Annotated in this window: 17 protein-coding genes; 8 read left to right on the plus strand and 9 right to left on the minus strand. The window is 69.1% G+C overall.

What is annotated here, in order from left to right:
• Positions 1–134: 134 nt before the first annotated feature.
• Entirely contained in the window at positions 135–1940 is a 1806-nt protein-coding gene (locus tag RIF23_RS08410) for a phosphoenolpyruvate carboxykinase (GTP) (RefSeq protein WP_310912106.1), read from the plus strand.
• 970 nt (positions 1941–2910) lie between these two features.
• Here RIF23_RS08410 and RIF23_RS08415 read toward each other — a convergent pair.
• The 4 genes from RIF23_RS08415 to RIF23_RS08430 form a co-directional block, all read right to left on the minus strand.
• Positions 2911–3768: a cytochrome c biogenesis CcdA family protein gene (locus tag RIF23_RS08415; RefSeq protein ID WP_310911841.1), complete on the minus strand. Its 858-nt coding sequence runs from the start codon at positions 3766–3768 to the stop codon at positions 2911–2913.
• A gap of 52 nt (positions 3769–3820) precedes the next feature.
• Positions 3821–4231, minus strand: coding sequence for an MmcQ/YjbR family DNA-binding protein (locus tag RIF23_RS08420; protein WP_310912107.1), 411 nt, complete (start codon positions 4229–4231; stop codon positions 3821–3823).
• 73 nt (positions 4232–4304) lie between these two features.
• Positions 4305–5096, minus strand: a complete 792-nt coding sequence (locus RIF23_RS08425; RefSeq protein ID WP_310911842.1) for a DsbA family protein — start codon at positions 5094–5096, stop codon at positions 4305–4307.
• 381 nt (positions 5097–5477) lie between these two features.
• Entirely contained in the window at positions 5478–5999 is a 522-nt protein-coding gene (locus RIF23_RS08430) for an ATP-binding protein (protein ID WP_310911843.1), read from the minus strand.
• Between the two features lie 231 nt (positions 6000–6230).
• Here RIF23_RS08430 and RIF23_RS08435 point away from each other — a divergent pair, with 231 nt between their 5' ends.
• Both RIF23_RS08435 and RIF23_RS08440 read left to right on the plus strand, forming a co-directional pair.
• Positions 6231–7070: a helix-turn-helix domain-containing protein gene (locus RIF23_RS08435; protein WP_310911844.1), complete on the plus strand. Its 840-nt coding sequence runs from the start codon at positions 6231–6233 to the stop codon at positions 7068–7070.
• On the plus strand, positions 7063–7245 hold the full coding sequence (locus RIF23_RS08440; RefSeq protein WP_310911845.1) for a DUF397 domain-containing protein: 183 nt from the start codon (positions 7063–7065) through the stop codon (positions 7243–7245). Before RIF23_RS08435 ends, RIF23_RS08440 begins: the two co-directional genes overlap by 8 nt.
• A 300-nt stretch (positions 7246–7545) precedes the next feature.
• On the opposite strand, the gene RIF23_RS08445 is transcribed toward RIF23_RS08440, so the two are convergent.
• A complete protein-coding gene (locus tag RIF23_RS08445) occupies positions 7546–7812 on the minus strand; it encodes a MerR family transcriptional regulator (RefSeq protein WP_310911846.1) in 267 nt (88 codons plus the stop codon).
• 147 nt (positions 7813–7959) lie between these two features.
• Between RIF23_RS08445 and RIF23_RS08450 the strand changes: the two genes are divergently transcribed.
• The 3 genes from RIF23_RS08450 (at position 7960) to RIF23_RS08460 (ending at position 9341) form a co-directional block, all read left to right on the plus strand.
• Positions 7960–8385: an Hsp20/alpha crystallin family protein gene (locus tag RIF23_RS08450; RefSeq protein WP_310912108.1), complete on the plus strand. Its 426-nt coding sequence runs from the start codon at positions 7960–7962 to the stop codon at positions 8383–8385.
• Positions 8386–8473: 88 nt separating this feature from the next.
• Positions 8474–8962: an Hsp20/alpha crystallin family protein gene (locus RIF23_RS08455; RefSeq protein ID WP_310911847.1), complete on the plus strand. Its 489-nt coding sequence runs from the start codon at positions 8474–8476 to the stop codon at positions 8960–8962.
• Positions 8963–8996: 34 nt separating this feature from the next.
• Complete coding sequence (locus RIF23_RS08460) at positions 8997–9341, plus strand: hypothetical protein (protein ID WP_310911848.1); 345 nt, start codon at positions 8997–8999, stop codon at positions 9339–9341.
• Positions 9342–9401: 60 nt separating this feature from the next.
• On the opposite strand, the gene RIF23_RS08465 is transcribed toward RIF23_RS08460, so the two are convergent.
• Both RIF23_RS08465 and RIF23_RS08470 read right to left on the minus strand, forming a co-directional pair.
• On the minus strand, positions 9402–9524 hold the full coding sequence (locus RIF23_RS08465; protein WP_310911849.1) for a methionine/alanine import family NSS transporter small subunit: 123 nt from the start codon (positions 9522–9524) through the stop codon (positions 9402–9404).
• Complete coding sequence (locus RIF23_RS08470) at positions 9525–11048, minus strand: sodium-dependent transporter (RefSeq protein WP_310911850.1); 1524 nt, start codon at positions 11046–11048, stop codon at positions 9525–9527.
• Positions 11049–11459: 411 nt separating this feature from the next.
• On the opposite strand from RIF23_RS08470, the gene RIF23_RS08475 reads away from it, so the two are divergent.
• Both RIF23_RS08475 and RIF23_RS08480 read left to right on the plus strand, forming a co-directional pair.
• Entirely contained in the window at positions 11460–12839 is a 1380-nt protein-coding gene (locus RIF23_RS08475) for a GAF domain-containing protein (RefSeq protein ID WP_310911851.1), read from the plus strand.
• A 376-nt stretch (positions 12840–13215) separates the two neighbouring features.
• Entirely contained in the window at positions 13216–14439 is a 1224-nt protein-coding gene (locus RIF23_RS08480) for a M14 family metallopeptidase (protein WP_310911852.1), read from the plus strand.
• Positions 14440–14688: 249 nt separating this feature from the next.
• Here the strand turns inward: RIF23_RS08480 and RIF23_RS08485 are convergent, their stop codons facing one another.
• Positions 14689–15522, minus strand: a complete 834-nt coding sequence (locus tag RIF23_RS08485; RefSeq protein ID WP_310911853.1) for a phosphoribosylaminoimidazolesuccinocarboxamide synthase — start codon at positions 15520–15522, stop codon at positions 14689–14691.
• 1120 nt (positions 15523–16642) lie between these two features.
• On the minus strand, positions 16643–19075 hold the full coding sequence (locus RIF23_RS08490; protein WP_310911854.1) for an MMPL family transporter: 2433 nt from the start codon (positions 19073–19075) through the stop codon (positions 16643–16645).
• Positions 19076–19196: the final 121 nt, after the last annotated feature.

A 19196-nucleotide genomic window follows, 5' to 3' on the forward strand; every position in this document is an offset into this window, starting at 1 on the left:
ACCCGGCGAGCGCTGGGCAAATAGGTCTAAGCCAAGGGTCTAGGCCAACTGTCTACGCCAAATGGCCAGCGTAGGTGTGGATCGGTCATCATGCGAGCGCAAGACCCCTACCTTTAGGAGCCGTTGTGACTGACCTGACCCATGCCGTCGACGCACCGCCGACCAGCCATCGTGAGCTGGCCGACTGGGTGCGTGAGGTCGCCGACCTCACCCGGCCGGATCGGATCGTCTGGTGTGACGGCTCCGCCGAGGAGTGGGACCGCCTGACCAGCGAGCTCGTTGAGGCGGGGACCTTCGTCCGGCTCAACGACGAGCTGCGTCCCAACAGCTTCTACTGCCGCTCCGACCCCAGCGATGTGGCACGGGTGGAGGACCGCACCTTCATCTGCTCGGAGCGCAAGGAGGACGCGGGCCCCACGAACAACTGGGTCGACCCGGCCGAGATGCGCGCGACGTTCGCGGACGTCTTCGCCGGCAGCATGCGCGGCCGCACCATGTATGTCGTGCCGTTCTGCATGGGCCCCCTCGGCGGCAACATTTCCCAGCTCGGCGTGGAGATCACCGACTCTCCGTACGTTGTGGTGTCCATGCGGATCATGGCCCGCATGGGTACCCCGGCGCTGCGGCTCATCGAGGAGCGCGGCACCTTCGTCAAGGCCGTGCACTCGGTCGGGGCCCCGCTGGAGCCGGGACAGCAGGACGTCCCCTGGCCCTGCAACTCCACCAAGTACATCTCCCACTTCCCCGAGACCCGCGAAATCTGGTCCTACGGATCGGGATACGGCGGCAACGCCCTGCTCGGCAAGAAGTGCTACGCCCTACGCATCGCCTCGGTCATGGCCCGGGATGAGGGCTGGCTGGCCGAGCACATGCTCATCCTGAAACTCACCCCACCGCAGGGGGAGCCCCGCTATGTCGCCGCCGCCTTCCCCAGCGCCTGCGGCAAGACCAACCTGGCGATGCTCCAGCCCACCATCCCCGGCTGGAAGGTCGAGACCGTGGGTGACGACATCGCCTGGATGCGTTTCGGCGACGACGGCCGCCTGTACGCCATCAACCCGGAGGCGGGCTTCTTCGGGGTCGCCCCGGGCACCGGCGAGGACACCAACGCCAATGCGGTGCGCACGCTGTGGGGCAACAGCATCTTCACGAATGTGGCCCTCACCGACGACGGGGACGTCTGGTGGGAGGGACTGACCGAGGAACCACCGGCACACCTGATCGACTGGAAGGGCCGCGACTGGACGCCCGACTCCGACGAACCGGCCGCCCACCCCAACGCCCGGTTCACCACCCCGGCCGGCCAGGCCCCCACGATCGCCCCGGAATGGGAAGACCCCAAGGGCGTTCCCATCTCGGCGATCCTGTTCGGTGGCCGCCGCGCCAGCGCCGTGCCGCTCGTCACCGAGTCCTTCGACTGGAACCACGGCGTCTACCTCGGGGCGAACGTCGCCTCGGAGAAGACCGCCGCCCAGGAGGGCACGGTTGGGGAACTCCGCCGGGATCCCTTCGCCATGCTTCCCTTCTGTGGCTACAACATGGGCGACTACTTCGCCCACTGGGTGCGCACCGGAGCGAAGGCCGACCCCGAGAAGCTCCCACACATCTACTACGTCAACTGGTTCCGCAAAGACGCCGACGGCCGGATCGTGTGGCCCGGATTCGGTGAGAACATCCGAGCTCTCAAGTGGATCGTGGAACGGCTGAACGGTACGGCCGAGGCCCAGGAGACCCCGATCGGTAACGTACCGACTCCGGAGTCCCTGGACACCGAGGGCCTGTCCATCAGCGAGGAGGACCTGCGCTACGTGCTCTCGGTAGACCCGGACACCTGGCGTAAGGAAGCCGAGCTGGTGCCGGAGTTCTTCCGCACCTTCGGCGACCACCTGCCCGCCGAGCTCTGGGAGCAGTACGAGGCCCTGCTCAAGCGACTGGGCTAAGGCGTGCCCCAGCCCGGGCTCGCGCACCGGTACCGACCACGGCCGCTGTGCGAGTCCGGCCCGGTCCTCGGGCGTGCGCCTGCATGCCCGAGAGCCGCGGTCGGGACGGTGCGCACCCCTGACCGAGCACCGTCATCGGGGCGCCCGCGGGTGCACCATGCGCCGCTCCCGCCCCACCTCGGGGGTCGTTGTGCAGCAGACCACGGCGCCCCCATGACCTCACCAGGGGGCACCCCCACGGCCACCGCCCCGCACGTCCCGTTGGCCGTCGTGCGGGGGAGCGTTGCCGGGCGTGGATGGGAGCCCGCGGGGAGGCTGGCGGGACGCGCCCGAACCCTACGTTCCCTGGGGAAAGTGCGGGTGGGGGTGGTTGGTTGCCCGTGCGGGCCGTGGTGGCCGCCGCCGGCATCGCGCCGTGGTGGTCACCGGTGGTGTCCTGTTTCCGGGGGCGCTCCCCCGCACGACGGCCAGCGGGGGCGTGGGGGAGTGTGCTGGGAGTGTTCTGCCGGGCCGGATGGCTCTGCGCGCGGCGGCCAGCGGTAGGTGGGGGTCGCTGTGCACACCCCCACGGTCACTCAGAAACACGCCCCACACCTCATGGCCCAGGGCCTGATCGACCGGAGCGCGGGGCCACCGCCGCACCCACCCTGCCCGTAGGTATGCGCCGACCAGCCGCACCGTCCTCCCCGTTCGTTGGCCGTCGTGCGGGGGAGCGCCCCCAGGGAGCGACGCCGCCGGCGGCCGACACGGCGGGTGCGGATCGACGATTGCCACGACCACAATCCCCGCCCCGGGGTGCGGTGGCCGTAGGCCGCATCCCGCTGCCTGGGGGAACGCGCTTTCCGGCGCAGCGGCCAGCGGGATCGGGGACGGGGCGAACATCGCCAGACCAGGCCCAACCCCGTTCACGCCCTGGTGTCCGCGGGGCGGCCGGGCCGAACACCGTGTGCAGGGTTCGTCCGGGCTGCTCTCAGGCCCCGGCCTGCGCCTGCGTGTACCTCCGGGCTCGGACACGCGGCCCCAGCCACCACACGAGCGCCGTACCCACCAGTGCCGCGGCCACGGCAGCGAGGAGCCACAGGTCCAGCCGGGCATCGCCCAACCGGAACAGCCAGTTCTGGATCCGGTGGTTGGCTTCGGGCGCGAGCGCCCCACCGACGAGGGAGGCCGTGCCGTCGGAGAGCAGGAAGACGGCGCCGACGGCCAGGAACAGCAGCCCCGAGACCGTACTGGTGCTGTGCAGCCGCATGCGCCCGACCCGGTAGGTGCGTCCCCGTAGCCAGGAGCGGTTGCCCAGATCCAGACGGTCCCAGAACAGGGCCAGCAGGAACAATGGCAGGGCCATCCCCAGGGCGTACACCGCCAGCAATGCGGCCCCGCGCAGGGCGGTTCCGGTCGCGGCCACGGTCAACACCGCCCCGAGAATCGGGCCGGAACAGAATCCCGCGAAGCCGTATACGGCTCCGAGCGCGAGAACCGACAGAACGCCACGGCGTCCGGACAGGCGTCCCTGTGCGGTGCGGGCCAGGGACGGAGCAAACCCCACACCGGCGATCTGCGCGAGGCCGAAGGCGATGATCAGCCAGCCTGCGAGAGCGATCAGCAGGTCCCGCTCGCCGTAGAACAGGTGGCTCGCCACAGACGAGCCCATCCCCAGCGGGACCAGGGTCAGGCACAGTCCGAGATAGAACACCACCGTTCGCCCCAGCAGGCGGGTGCGTTCCCGGAAGGCATAGGCGAAGAAGGAGGGCAGCAGGAGGGCACTACACGGGCTGAGCAGGGCCAGTACCCCGCCCAGGAGTGCCACCAGGTAGCCGATATCGGACATGGGGGTGGGCCTCCGTCCCGAAACGGTCGGCTGGGGGCCGGTGGCACCCGGTTCACGGTTCCCGGGTGTCCGGAAGCGGGGGCCGGTCGTCACCGAGTAGTGCGAGAATGCGATCCCGGTCGGCACTGCGGAGTCCGGAAACAGTGCGCACATAGGAGTGGTGCACCAGATCCAGCAGCTCGTCGTCCGGCACGGTACCGTCCAGGTCGATCGTGTTCCAGTGGCGCTTATTCATGTGGTAGCCGGGGCGCACCGCCGAATAGGTGGTGCGCAGCACCAGGGCGCGCTCCGGATCGCACTTCAGGGTGACCCGCGCCGGTGCGTCGGTGCCCGAGCCATCCAGGAGCGCGAACATCTTGCCAGCCACCTTGTACACCGGAATGCCGGGGACAAACGGTTCGGTCTCCACCACCTCCGGAAACCACAGGGCCACATCGATGAACTCGGTGGCGGTTAGGGCCATGACGCGTTCCACCCCCTGCTCGCGACGACTCCCGACCGTGCTGACCTGCTGAGTTCCCACTCCCATGCCGTACTCACGGCGTGTCCTCGGCCTCGTCCAGGGCGCGTTCGATGGCCTCCATGAATACCGGTGTGGGCTGGGCACCCATGATCATCTCCCCGTTGACGAGGAAGGCCGGAGTCGCGCTTACCCCGATGCCCTGGCCCTGCTGTGCGTCGTGTTCCACGTGGTCCTCGGCTGCGGTGGTGTCCATGTCCGTGCGCAGCTGTTCGACGTCGATTCCTGCCGTGTCGGCGACCTCGGCGATCTCCTCGTCGAGGTCATCGCCGGTGAGCTGCTGACGATCCTCCGCGAAGTAGGTCTCGTGGAACTCCCAGAACCGGTCCTGCTCGCCCGCGGCGTAGCCGGCCCGGGCGAGGACGGCCGAGCCGTCCCCCAGGGCGGGAAACTCGCGCCACTCGATGCGTAGATCGCCGGACCGAACGTAGTCCTCGACGAGCTCGGGCTGCGTCTCGCGGACCCACTGCCCGCAGTAGGGGCAGTGGTAGTCGGACCAGACGATCATCACCACGGGTGCGTCGACGTCCCCGAGCGCGAAGGGGTCGTCGCCGTCCCGCCGGGCCAGCGCGTCACCCACCTGACGCATCTCGTCGGTGACCTCGGACTCTCCGGGCGCCGTGGCGGCGTCACCCGGCTCCTCCATTGTCGGAGCCTCGTCCTGGGACGTCAGAACGGCCACGGCCAGGATCCCGACGAGCGCGAGCCCCACCAGAAGCAGGGGCCAGGGGCGGCGATCCGGGCCGGCCGGCGGTGGGCTCGGGTCCGGGGCGGGGTCGGGCTCCTGGGCTGGGGTACTGGAGCTCATGGGCTGCCCTCCTGGGCCGAAACGGTGCTGGGGGTGACGATCCGATTCGCGGAATCGCTGCTACGCAGGCGTGTTCGGGACCAGTCCAGCGCCGGGACCACCCTGCGGGCATCCCTCGGCATAGCCGCCATCGGCGCGCCGCGGGCGCGTCCTGCCGCCGCACCTCCAGCCTCCGAGTTTGGCTGTCCGCGGCCGACAGGTCGGGTGTCGCGTGCTGCCGTCCTGGCCCCATGCCTCGACTGTACGGGGTGGGGCCCGGCCCGGAGGGCGGGGCCGCGTGGACCTGCGGCAGCCTCGGCCCCGGCTTCCAGGGGCGGGGACGCCGGTGCGGTGAATCCACGGGCACGCCTCCGTGGCATCACCGCGGGCGGGACCGTGGAATCACCGAAGCCGGGTTGGCTGCGCGGGCAGGGTGTCGTCGTGGAAACGTCGACGCCACGGCCGGTTCACGGCCGGCTGGGATTCCTCGGCGGTGTCCATTCGGGGGCCTCCGGTGGGGTCGCGCCAGCACACCTCGGCGTAGGTGGCCTGGTATCCGGCCCGGCGTTGGGTGCCGGAGCTGCGTGCGAGTTGCTCCACCAGGGCCAGCCCGTGTCCGGATTCGGATCTGCTGGTGGTCACCCGCGGCACACTGTGGTCACTTCCGGCGTCCCGAACCTCGATGCGCGCGAAGGTGTTGGAAATAAACACCCAGATTTCGAACCGGCCACCGTCCTGCCCGCTGGCGGTGTGGCGCACACTGTTGGTGGCCAGCTCCGAGGTGACCACTGCCGCCTGCCAACAGGTCTCGTCGTCGGCCGTGGTTTCGCGTAGCAACCCGACCACCCAGTCCCGTGCTACCGATACGCTCTCCGGCTGGCCGGAAAAGCTTCGGTAGTGCTCTTTCGCGTTGATCCGTACCACCCAGCCTCCCCCGATGGTGAGTTTGTCCCGCAACGGACCGTTCCGGGACCGGCCGACTCCCGCGGACCTGGGGATTCCGCGGGGGACCCTGACGTGGCGCCACCGTGTGTCTGTGCCCATCCCGGGCCGGTGTCGCCATGCCGCGATCATCGCCGGGGCTCTATCGCCGTGCCATGAAGATTCACCACGGGGGAAGATTTGTGTTGATGGGGTTACCCAGGGTCTGACTCGGTGATAGCCAGTACTGACATGGCGATATCTCCGGAGTCGATGCGGTTGCGGTTCGGGGCCGAGGTACGGCGGTTCCGCCAGCGGGCCGGACTCTCGCAACAACAGGTGGCGCTTGCCGTGCCGATGGCCCAGTCCCACCTCAGTCAACTGGAGCGGGGCCGGAAGGGAACAAGCGAGGAGCAGGTGCCCCGGCTGGACAGTGTGCTGGGTGCGGGTGGGGCACTGATGCGCCGCTGGGAGGATCTCCACAAGCGCGAGGACGGCTATGCGGACTGGTTTCGTGGAACGGCGGAACTGGAACGCACGGCCACCCTGATCCGGATTCACAATCCCCTGGTGGTTCCCGGACTCGTCCAGACCGAGGACTACGCGCGTACGGTCATCCGGTTCGGTTCCCCGGCGGACACGCCAGCCGAGATCGAAGAGCAGGTCGCGGCGCGGATGCATCGCCAGGAGATCTTGGAGGCCGAGCGCGGCCCCAGAATTCAGTTGGTGCTTTGTGAGTCGATTCTCCGGCGCAACATCGGTGGGCGTGCCATCATGATCAAACAGCTGGACCGCCTGCTGGCGGAAGCACAGCGACCCCGACTGGCTGTGCAGGTACTGCCGCTGTCGTCTCCTGACCAGCCCGGATTGGACGGTGCGTTCGCCCTGTTCAGCGCACCGGATATCGGGCAGGTCCTGTACACCGAGACCCGGATTGACGGGTACCCGGTCGACGATCCGGTTGGGGTGGAGGAGTACGTGCAGGTCTTCAGCGAGCTGCGAGCGGCGGCCCTGCCCCTCGCCGCATCGCGGGAGCTGATCGAACGGGTGCGAGGAGAGCACGCCGATGGTTAACGAGAGCTGGCGCAAGAGCAGCTACAGCAAGGGCGGAATGGACAACTGCGTCGAGGCTCGCGCCGCGCACAGCACCCGGGTGGAGGTCCGGGACTCCCAACATCCGGGGGAGGCGTGGCTCGGGTTCCCGGCCGGCGAATGGGCCGCGTTCCTGTCCGGGGTCGAGCAGCTTTAGGCCCCGCTGGGGTGTTCGGGACCGCGGTGCCGGTGGGTACCGTGTCCGGACCAGGGCGAGGGCGCCATGAGGTGCGTGTGGCCACCCCGGCGTGCCGCGCGTCTCCGAACGAAACCGAATTTCTGGGTCAGGGCGGATGGGCCGGCGGTGCAGGGCCGTCGTGTGCCCATCCGCCCTGCTGTATGTTCTTTCGATGTCACCGAACGTGTCGAGCCAGGCCAGCTGGGCGGCGGGCTGGTGTCGCCACGCGTTCGTCCCCGGCGGGTCGCTGTAGTGTCCCCGGAGCGGTGCCGGGAACGGTCACGGGATGTGGTTCGCGCTGGCCGTCGTGTCCTCGAGTTCGAGGATGCGCCGGATTCCCTCCAGGTTGACGCCGTCCCGGGCCAGCTGGGCGATCCGCCGCGCTCGTGCGAGGTCCGCGTCGGTGTAGCGCCGGGTGCCTCCGTCGGATCGGGGCGGGTCCAGTAGTCCCCGTTCCTCGTACCGGCGCAGGGTGCGGATCGGTATTCCCGTCAGTTCGGCCATTACCGAGATCGTGTATCTCCCTGCGGCTGACTCTCCAGACACGCTCCCCTTCTCCCGTTGTGGTCGCCGGCGATATTACGTGTATCACAGCTACGAATCATGGTCTCAGGCTCTGTTTATCTCCCCAGAGATGTGGTATAAAACTTGCGTGAGATCGGATCAGGTTTCATGAGCCTATCGGAGGTGATCATGATGCTGGTGCGTACTGACCCATTCCGTGACTTCGACCGGATCACCAAGCGGCTGTTCGACGAGACGACCCGCGCGGCCACGATGCCGATGGACGCCTACCGCGAGGGCGACACTTTCGTCATTCACTTCGACCTGCCCGGAGTGTCCGCCGACACCATCGACCTGGAGGTCGAACGCAACGTCCTCACGGTGAGCGCTCAGCGTGCGGACTCGGCGCGGGATCGGGAAGTTGTGGTCTCCGAGCGGCCGAGTGGCACCTTCTCTCGCCAGCTGTTCTTGGGGGAGACCCTGGACACCGACCGGATCAACGCCGACTACCGCGACGGTGTTCTGACGCTGACCATTCCGGTCGCGGAGGAAGCCAAGCCGCGCAAGATCTCGGTGCAGGAGGGAGCCTCCCAGGCGCGGCAGATCACGACGTGAGCTGCCGCCGTGGTGGGGCCGGAGCCGACCGGCCCCACCAGGGGCGATGTCGCGTGCCCACCGACCTGGCAAGTAAGGAGTGATGGGGATGAACCTGGTGCCCGTGCGTCGTGACCGGTTTCAGCCGCAGGTGACGGAGCCGCAGGCGCCGACCCTGGATTTCGGTGACCTGCACCAGCGGATGGACCGGCTCTTCCGGTCGATCTTCGGGGAGCTGGCGCCAGAGCCTCTGGCCGAGGTGCCCCGGTGGCAACCGGCCGTGGACATCAGCGAGAACGAGGACGCCTACGTTGTCGAGATCGAGGTCCCGGGGGTACGACGGCGCGACCTCACCGTGGATGTCTCCGAGCAGGAGCTCCGCGTGCGGGGCGAACTGCGGGCCAGTGACCCCAACCGTCGCGTCTGGCGTCGTACGCGCCGTGTCGGCGAGTTTGACCAGCGGATCCGGCTGCCCGGCGATGTGGACCGGGATGCGGTGAGCGCGTCTCTGTCCCGGGGGCTGCTGCGGGTGACCGTTCCCAAGCTCGCTGCTGCGCAGCCCCGACGTGTCGAGATCGCGGCAACTGACGAGGATTAACGGGGGAGGCGCTGTGCCCATTCGGGAGGTACCAATGGCGCGAGCCATGACCCCGTTCCGCAAGACGCGGGTCGCCGCCGACTACGTACTCAGAAACAGTTCCGAGGAGGCGACACACCTACGGGCGCTGGAGGTGTTCCACGCGCTGGTCGCCTGCGAGGAAGCGATGGCCGAGGACCCGGTGTTGGCGCAGGAGCGCTTCGACGAACTGCGTTCGGCCCTGCGCGTCCTGCTGGGGGACGCCTGGATTGCGCGCCATGCCGAGGATGCGCAGGTGCGTGCCTTTCTCGGCCTGGACCAGGACACGCTGCCCGCCGACCAGGACGAGACCATCGCCGCCCTGTTGTGGGAGCGGTTCGGCCCCGCGGGCACGGCATAGCCGCGCGGGGCCCGCGGCGGGGGTACGGCAGGAAGCGCCCGTGCCCCCGCCACGGCGTGTTCAGGCGGGTGGATCCTGCTCCGGGTGTTCCGGGTGGCGCCATATCCACAGGACTGTGGCTACCAGCCCGCCCCACACCACGGCGATGGCAACGGCCATCATCACGATCGCGCTGGTCGACACTCAGCGGCTCCCCTCGTCTACGTTGGTCTCGTCCGGATCGGGTAGTGCGGGGACCTCGCGGTTGCGGAGTACCAGGGTGAGCACCACCGCGACGACAATGACCCCCACGGCAACGCCGCCACCGAGCCCGACCAGGAGTTGGAGGGGATAGTCCCCGTAGCGTTCCGCGAACTCCTCGCGCAGGGTGTCCACCAGCATCCAGCCCAGAACCAGGGGTGTGATGACTCCCAGGCAGGCGATCCACCATCCGGTCAGCGGAATCGAGGAGTAGCGTTCCGCGTGCCGCTTCAGGTCCGGCAGGCGGCGCAGCACCCAGGCCACCACGATGAGCAGAACCAGCGAGGCCGCGGCGATGCCGTAGGAGTTGATGAACCGGTCGACCACGTCCAGGACCACCAGGCCCTGGTCGGTGGGGAACAGGGCCACGGAGACCACGGCGGTCCCACCGCCGACTCCGGCCACGGCCGCGGTGCGGCTGATCCCGAACCGGTCCTGAACGGCGGCGACGACGACCTGCACGATGCTGATGAGCGAGGACAGTCCCGCCACCACCAGCGAGACGAAGAACAGAATGCCGAACAGGGCCCCGAGCGGCATGGTGGATATGATCTCCGGGAATGCCATGAAGGCCAGTCCGATCCCGCTTTCGACGACCTCGTCCACGGCGACCCCGTCACTGAACGCCATGAAGCCCAGCGCGGCGAATACCCCGATTCCCGCCAGCACCTCGAAGGAGCTGTTGGCGAAGCCCGCAACCAGCGCTGAGCCGGTGAGATCGGCGCGCCGACGCAGGTAGGACGCGTAGGTGATCATGATGCCGAAGCCAATGGACAGGGAGAAGAAGATCTGCCCGTAGGCGCTGACCCACACCGCACCGTCGGTGATGGCTCCCCAGTCCGGGGTGAACAGCGCGTCCAGGCCCTGCGCGGCCCCGTCCAGGGTGACGGCCTGTGCCACCAGGAGGCAGAACAGGATCGCCAGCAGCGGGATGAAGATCTTGTTCGCGCGTTCGATTCCGCGCCGAACGCCGAAGGCCAGCACGCCCAGGGTCACGATCCACACCAGGAGTAGTGGCCAGACCACCCCGGGAACGTAGGCGCTGATCATACCGGGCTCGGCGGCGCTACCGATGAACCCGTCGAAGAAGGCCGCGGTGTCCTCACCCCACTGTTCGGTGACGGCGAAGCCCACATAGCGGATCGCCCAGGCGATGATAACCGCGTAGTAGATCGCGATGATGAAGGAGATCCCCACCTGCCACCAGCCGATCGCCTCGGCGGGGCGCGAGATTCGCCGCAGCGCCACCGGGGGTGATCCGCGGTAGCGGTGGCCGATGGCGTACACGAGGATTAACAGCGGGAGCCCCGCGGTTACCAGCGCGACCAGGTACGGGACCAGGAACGCGCCTCCGCCGCCCTCGTAGGCGACGTACGGAAACCGCCAGATATTGCCGAGCCCGACGGCCGAGCCGATCGCCGCCAGCAGGAACCCCGCTCGGGTTCCCCACTGCTCCCGTTCGGACATGCTCCCCCGATTCCCTGTTCCGGCTATGGTGCGCGGCGACCGTAGCAGGAAGATCATCGGGCCGGCGATCCCATACGCCGGATTCGCGTGGTTCCGTCGGGGAAAACCTTAGCAATGCCGCGGCCACGCGCGGGTCATCAACGCGTGGGTAGGCGGGTGGGGAGCCGCAGGGTCCGGCGACATGGCGTCTGGCACTGGAGGGGTGGCATGACGACCGGTAACGCCGGACCCGCGGCTGCGCTGGTTTCGAACTCCGTCGGCGCGCTCGCACGCGAGCGCCGTTCCGGCAGGAGAGCCAGCGTCCCTGCCCTCAAGTATGTCTGCTTCGCCCGGAATTTTCGCCCGGACCGCGGGGGCTGCATGGGGGATGCAACCATGGACGTTATGGGGATATCCAGGGACAATGACCGCGTGAGCGAGCGTGAGGTCGCCCGGATGCGGGAGGAGGCCCTCTCCGGTGGGGCCGCTGGAGAGGTTCGGACACCGGTGCGGGCGTCCTGGCTCCGGGCGCGCCGACGCGGGCTTGCCGCCGACGGGTACGTTCCTCCGGTCCCGCTGGGGGCCACCGAGGTGGCCGCACGCCAGCGGGATCATCCCCTGGCCACCGTGTGGCCGGAGATCCAGGCGGGAATGTCGGGAGCGAACCGGGAAACCGGCGGCCTCCTGTTCGTCAGCGACGCCAACGGTCACCTGTTGTGGGTTGCGGGGGCGACACCCGCGATGCAGGTGGCCGAGCGGGTGCACCTCGTTCCGGGGGCGCTGTGGAGCGACCACGCCGCCGGGACCAGTGGGGTGGGCATGGCCCTGGCCCTGGGGCGTCCGTTCCAGGTGGTCGGGGCGGAGCACTATCTCTCGGCGGCGACGGGATACACGTGTACGGCCGCCCCCATCCACGACCCGGTCACGGGAGAGGTGCTGGGCTCGGTGGACCACACCTGCCCCTCGGGTACCGCGGGGCCGATGTCGATGTCCTTGGTGCGTTCCGTGGCGCGGCTGGCCGAGTCCCACCTGCACACGGAGTATCTGGCGCGGGTCGCCGAGACCCGTGAGCGCTATGCACACCGGCTGTCCACCCGGCTGGGGGGACACGCGGCGCTGGTGGACGCCACCGGTGTGGTTGCCCATGCCAGCCCGCTAGGGTGGCTGCCACCCCGGATCGCGCCGGTGACCGAGCACACCCAGGTCCTGGAGGACGGCCGGCCCGTCACGGTGGAGCCACTCGCTGTCGGCGGGCCGTACCTGGTGATCGCGGACGGGGCTGCGGAGGATTACGGCAGGTTGGAGGTCCTGGGGCGCCATCGTGGCCGGTTGACCCTCTCCGGGGCCACCCACGAGCTCAGTCCGCGACACAGCGAGATTGTGACCCTGCTCCTGGGCCACCACGACGGCTTCAGCGCGGCGGAACTGTGCCGGGCGGTCTACGGGAACCACGGCAAGCTCACCACGATCCGAGGGGAGCTGGCGCGGCTCCGCGCTCTACTCGGCCCGCGTCTGCGGGCGGAGCCCTACCGGATCACCGGCGAGTTCACGGTGGACTTCCGGGAGCTGGAACAGGAGCTGCGGAATCCGGATACGAGCGTGGGCCGGCTGCTGGACGACTACCCCGGCCCCCTGCTGCCGCGGTCCACCGCCCCCGGTGTGCACAGGATTCGGTCCCGGCTGCACGAGCGCCTGGGAAACCGGGTGTTGTCCTCGGGGGACCCGGACGCCGTGGCCCGCTGGCGGAGCCTGTCAGCCACACTCGCCCCCTGGATCGACCTGGATTCTGCGCTCCGCGACGACGAGGTGTGAGCTCCCGGCAGGTACTCCCATGCAGCGGACGGCCGGCACTCGGACTGGGGACGCACGTCCGGACCGACCGAGATTGCCAGGCGCCGGTGTAGACACCGGGTTCCGCTATTGTCCAGCCCGATGTCCACATTCGGCCAGACGTAATGGTGGGATCATCGCTGGAGTTTTCGCGATGGGGTCGCGTGTGCGCTGGTCACCGTGATCCGCAGCGGCCCGGCCCAGCAGCGGTGTCCCCAGCGAGGCCTGACCAGCACCGTTGACCCCGAGTTGGGCCACGGGCTACCTGTGGATCGGACCAGCCCGGGATTCGGGGCCGGTCCCGGGCACGTGCCCCACGTCCGGCACGGGCCCCGTCCCCCGACCGCGAGGAGTCCCAATGCCCCCACCACACCCGCGGCGATCGCGCCGCGCCTCCCTCCTGGCTGCCCTGTGCTCCGGTGCCCTCCTGGCCGGGGCCACCATCACCCACGCCGCTCCCGCCGCCGCACAGCCGTCCGACGCCGAGTGTTCCCCCAACACGGGTGGAACCGGAGGCCCGTCCTGGACCGATCACGCCGAACTGGAGCGGGAACTCGACCGGCTAGCCCGACAGCGCTCCGACGTCCTCGACGTGGCGGAGATCGGAACATCCAACCAGGGGCGGGAACTCTGGTCCGTGACCGTGGGCAGCGGCCCCCGGACGATGCTCGTGGTCAGTGAGATCCACGGCAACGAGAAGTCCGGGACCGAGGCCATCCTCAGCCTGCTGCGCAGCATGTCCGGTAATTCCCCGCAGGCACGTGAACTCCGTGATCAGGTGACTCTGGTAGCGGTGCCCAAGATGAACCCGGACGGCAGCGAGCTGGACCGGCGCGGCAACGATCGGACCTGGGACGACGTGGTAGCGGACTTTCCACACCTGGAGGGGGCCGAACCGGCCTGGAACTACTACGATGACGAGCTTCAGGGACACGACTACGCCCAGGCCCCCGGATTCGACGTCAACCGGGACTTCCACCCCGACCTGGACTACACGCCCCAGGCAGCGGACTTTCCCGGAGAGTCCGCCGAGCCGGGGTGGTACATCCAACCCGAGGCGCAGGCCGTCCGGGACCTGTATCAGTCTCTGGACGCGGAGCAGGGCGGCGTCGACGCCTTCGTCGACCTGCACCACCAAGGGCCGTGCTATCTCGACGAAGACGGCGAGAACTGGGTGAACATGTCGTTGTCGGCCGACTTCGTGCCCGACCCGAGTACCCCGGAGGGGGCCGACTACGCCGAGTACGCCGACGACTTCAACTTCGACCTGTCCCGGCAGCTGAACGTGGCGGCCTACGACGCGCTGGATACTTACGGGAATTCACCGTTCGGCTCCACCACACTGTATCCGCAGGGGCTCGATCTTCCCGGAACCGCGCTGGGGGCCTTCTCCCTCAACGGCAGTGGTGTTGTGCTGTTCGAGATCCGGGGCCAGACCCAGAGTTGGGGCGCGCGCCAGCGGGGACAGCTGGTGACCACGGTCGAACGAGGGCTCCAGGGCATGATCAACCAGCTCGCGGACGGGTCGGTGACGGACATCGACCCGGAGCGTTACCACGACATTCCCGAGACCATGCGCTGAGATCGACCCCGGTTCCGGCTCCGGCATCGGTGTCCGTGCCGGAGCCGGAACCGGGGCGCTGGCGTGGGTGCGGCTGGGGTGGTAATGGCATCTGGGGGTGCTCCCCCAGGCCACAGGGGCCAGGAAAGGCCGATGGGAGCCCGAAAAGGTCGATGGGGGTGGCTTGTGGGTGGCAGCGGGCCGGGCCGCGACCGGTCCGACGAGTCGTCGGGGTGGGTCGCGGCATCCGGTTCCGTGGGTACCCCGGTGTCAGCCCTGCCAGGGTCGTCCCGTGATGCGTTCGTAGGCGTCCAGGTACCGCTCCCGGGTGGCGGTGACCACGTCCGCGGGAATCTCCGGTCCCGGCGGGGTGCGGTCCCAGTCGGTGAGGGTGGCCGACCAGTCCCGCAGAAACTGCTTGTCCAGGGACTCCTGGGCACGTCCCGGCTGGTACTGCACGGCCGGCCAGAACCGGGAGGAGTCCGGGGTTAGGACCTCGTCGGCGAGCACCAGGGAGCCGTCGGCGGCCCGCCCGAACTCCAGCTTGGTGTCGGCGATAATGATGCCGCGCTGTGCGGCGAGTTCGGATCCGCGGCGGTAGATCTCCAGGGTAGTCTCACGCAGGTATGTAGCGGTGTCCCATCCGATTTCGGCGGCGACGTCGTCGAAGCTGATGAAGGCGTCATGGCCTTCGGTAGCCTTGGTGGTCGGGGTGAAGATGGGTTCCGGTAGCTGGTCGGCCTCCACCAGTCCGTCCGGGAGTTTCACCCCGGAGACCGTGCCCTGTTTCTGGTACTCGGCCAGCCCGAGCCCGGTGAGGTAGCCGCGCGCGATGAACTCCACGGGGAGCATCTCCAGACGGCGGCAGCGGATGGCGCGCCCTGCCCACTGTTCGGGAACGTCGGTGGAGATAACGTGGTTGGGGATCACGTCGGCGAGCTGCTCGAACCACCACAGGGAGAGCTGGGTCAGCACCGCGCCCTTGTCCGGGATCGGGGTGGGGAGCACCACGTCGTAGACGCTGACGCGGTCGGAGGTGACGAGGATCAGGTCCGCCCCGTCGGCGTAGACGTCACGGACCTTGCCGGAGTGAACGAGTTGCACGGTTAACCCTGGTTCCTTGTTGTCTCGGGCAGCGTTGGTGGCGGGCGGAACACACCGGCGGCGACGGCCTGCGTCCGCCCGCAGGATGCCATGACCAGTCTCGATGATGGCAGAACCGTTCGAGTCCCCGGATCCCTGGATTCGCTCCTCCGGGGGTAAGCAGGGGAAGGCCGGAGGCCAGTCCGGGGGCACGACGGGCGTTCAGGCGGGTGGCCACCCCGTCCCCGGTCCCGCCCCGGTCCCGAGGGCCGCCGTGCCGGGAAGTGTGTTTCCCCCGGGTAGCGGGATGCGTTCCCCGGCCACCGCGCCCTGCACCCTTGCGCTGGCCGTCGTGGGGGGAGCGCCACAGCATGCTGCCGCAGCGCGCCCTGCAACCCTCCGTTGGCCGTCGTGCGGGGGAGCGCCCCCAGGGCGCGACGCCGCCGGCGGCCGACACGGCGCGCACCCCTAACCACCCACCGGAACCACGACATCCGCGGGCACCCCACGGCCCCCGCACCCTGCACCCTTGCGCTGGCCGTCGTGCGGGGGAGCGCCCCCAGGGCGCGACGCCGCCGGCGGCCGACACGGCGCGCACCCCTAACCAACCACCGCCACCACACCACCCCGGGGGGCCAAAGTTCACGACACCAAGCCCTGGCCCAACCCACCATCAGCAGACCCCCACCACCACGGCCCCCACACCGCCTGCGGGCACACCACCACCCATGCCCCACTGCCCCGGAGCGTGGGAAAGAACACCGCACCCCCGGCGCGGACCTGGCCCGACGGCACACGGACCACCCCGGCCCCACCACCCCCGGAGGGAAGAGGCCGGGACTGTGGCCCCGGCAAGCACCACCCCGCACCCGCCGACCCGACCGCCGGCAGCGTCGGACGCCCTCCGCCGCACCACGGCCAACGGAGACGGGGCGGCCTCGGGGATGGTGCCACCGGGGGAGCGCTGCCCCATGGCCCACAGGGTGGGTGCGGGTGGTGCCCTCGGGCCTCGCCTGGGCGGATCGGCGCGCATCGGCGCAGCCAGCAGCCCCCTTCGACATCGGGGGTTCCTGTCCTGCTGCCATGCCCACCGAGGCTGTCCGACCAGCACCCCGACCCGGAGCCCTTCCACATGACACGTCTAGGACGGGGTGTCGGTCTCGGTGGCCGGTCGGGTGCCACTGTTCCGGAGTGCCTGGGCCAGCCGGTCTCCCTCCACATCCACGTTTGGCAGGATGCGGTCCAGCCACCGCGGTAGCCACCAGGCGGCGCCGCCGAACATCGCCATCACGGCGGGGACCAGCGTCATACGGACGAGGATCGCGTCCAGGAACACGCCCGCGGCCAGGGCGAAGGCGATCGGTTGGATCATCGTGCTGTCGCCCCACACGAAGAACCCGAAAACCGCGATCATGATGAACGCGGCCACGGCCACCACCCGTGCGGCCTGCCGGTAACCGGTGACGATGGCTCCCTGCGCGTCGCCGGTACGGATGTAGTCCTCGCGCATCCGGGAGACGAGGAACATCTCGTAGTCCATCGCGAGCCCGAACATCAGGGCGATCACCAGGATTGGCATGAACGAGATCAGGCTGTCCGTCGTGATCAGCCCCAGCGCGTCGGCACCGTAGCCCCACTGGAAGACCACCACGGTCGCCCCGAGCGCCGCCATGGAGCTCAGGGCGAAGCTCAGCGCCGTCTTGATCGGCACCAGGATCGAGCGGAACACCAACACCAGCAGGATCAGTGCGAGCCCGACCACCACCGAAAGGAACACGGGCATTGCATCTCCCAGACGTTCGGAGATGTCGATACTCATGGCGGTGGGGCCGGTCACCGACAGGGTCACCGGTTCGGCAGTGATCTCCGTGGGGTCGAGCGCGCGAATGTCGTGCAGCAGGGCCTCGGTGTCCGGGGCGGTGGGGCCCGACTCCGGGATCACGGTGAGGACCGCGGTGTCTGCGTTGCCGTCGCCGCCGTTGTCGTCGTCGTTGAGCGTGGCGGGTAGGACCTCGTGGACCTGGGGTAGGTCCGCGACGTGCTCGGCCACGTCGTCGGTGGCCTCGTCCGGGGACGTGGCCTGTGCCAGGTCCACGGCCACCGAGAGGGGAGCGTTGTAGCCCTCCCCGAGGCCGTCGGTGATGGCCTCGTAGGCGGCGCGCTGGGTGTTGTCGGGAGGATTGGCCTCACCGGTGGGAAGCGCCAGGTGCAGGTCACGCATCGGGATGAGCAGGGTCACCAGGATGCTCAGGACCGCAACGACGGGAAGTACCGGTCGCTTCACCATCAGGCGAACCCAGCGGGCCCCCAGCGTGTTCTCGCTGGTGACGGCGCGTTCCGCGCGGCGCCCCAGGACCGGCAGACGCCCGGCCATGGTCGAGCCGCGGGTGATGGCGAACAGGGCCGGAAGCAGGGTGAGGACGACGAGGACCACCACAGTCACCGTGAACGCGGCCGCGATGCCCATGATGGTGAGGAACGGAATCTGGATCACGGCCAGGCCCAGGAGCGCCACCACGTTGGTGACTCCGGCGAAGACGACGGCGCTTCCGGCCGTTCCCACAGCCCAGGCCGTCGCCTCCTGGGGTTCGGTTCCCGCGGCGCGTAGCTGTCGGTAGCGGGCGAGCAGGAACAGCGAATAGTCGATGCCCAGGGCGAGGCCCAGCATGAGGGCCAAGATCGGGGCGGTACTGGACAGGTCTATGAAGCCGGTGGCGATGTACACACCGGCGATTCCAGCACCAACCCCGGCTGTGGCCGCGACAATCGGCAGCCCGGCCGCGACCAGCGCTCCGAAGTTGACCGCGAGCAGGACGAGGGCCACGACCACCCCGGCGGCCTCGGCCCCGTCGATCTGGTCCACCTCGGCGGCGTCGATGGGGGCGCCGGTGAAGTTGACGTCCAGGCCCTCGTCGGTCGCCGGACCAACGGTACGCATGAGTTCGGTGACCTGGTCGGGTCCGATCTCGCCGTCGGGCTCATCGAAGCGGACCTGGGCCACGGCCGTCTCTCGGTCTTCGGCGGCGTAGGGGAGCTCCTCCAGGATCTCGTCCACGTCGAGGTCGGGGACCTCGGCGCGGGCTTCCTCCTGGGCTTCCTCGACCAGCAGCTCACGTTCCCACTCGGGAACGAGTGTCTCGGGGACCCCGGCGAGCTCGTTCTCGACCTGGGTTCTGGCCTGCTCTTCGGCTTCGGTGATCCCCTCGGCGCGTTCCTCCTGGGCGTCGCGCAGTCCCTGGAACGGGTCGGTGGTGGACTCCACGCCGGTGACCTGCTCGTACTCGTCGAGGGTTCCGGAGATGGCGTCCAGATAGCGCTCCGAGGTGAGGTCCTGCCCGTCCGGCGCCTGGAAGGTGACCTGGACGACTCCGCCGCTCTCGTCCGGGAACCGCTCCTCCAGCAGGTCGATGGTGTCCTGTGACTCTGTTCCCGGGATCGCGAACGAGTCGTCCGTGGGCTCCTGGAACACGAGCGCACCCAGACCGAGGGTGGCCAGGACGAGCAGCCACACCGAGAGCACAGTCCAGCGTCGTCGGAACGAGATGCGCCCGAGCCGGTAGAGGAGCTTGGCCACGGGAGGGACCCCCTTGGGTGGATAGCGGTGTGCGGCGCAGTCGTCCGGGGCGCGGTGCGCGGACCGCGGACGTCAGCTCACCCCACGAGAGTGAACGGTGTAAACCATCGTATCCACGACG

This window comes from Lipingzhangella rawalii (assembly GCF_031628175.1).
Lineage (GTDB): Bacteria > Actinomycetota > Actinomycetes > Streptosporangiales > Streptosporangiaceae > Lipingzhangella_A > Lipingzhangella_A rawalii.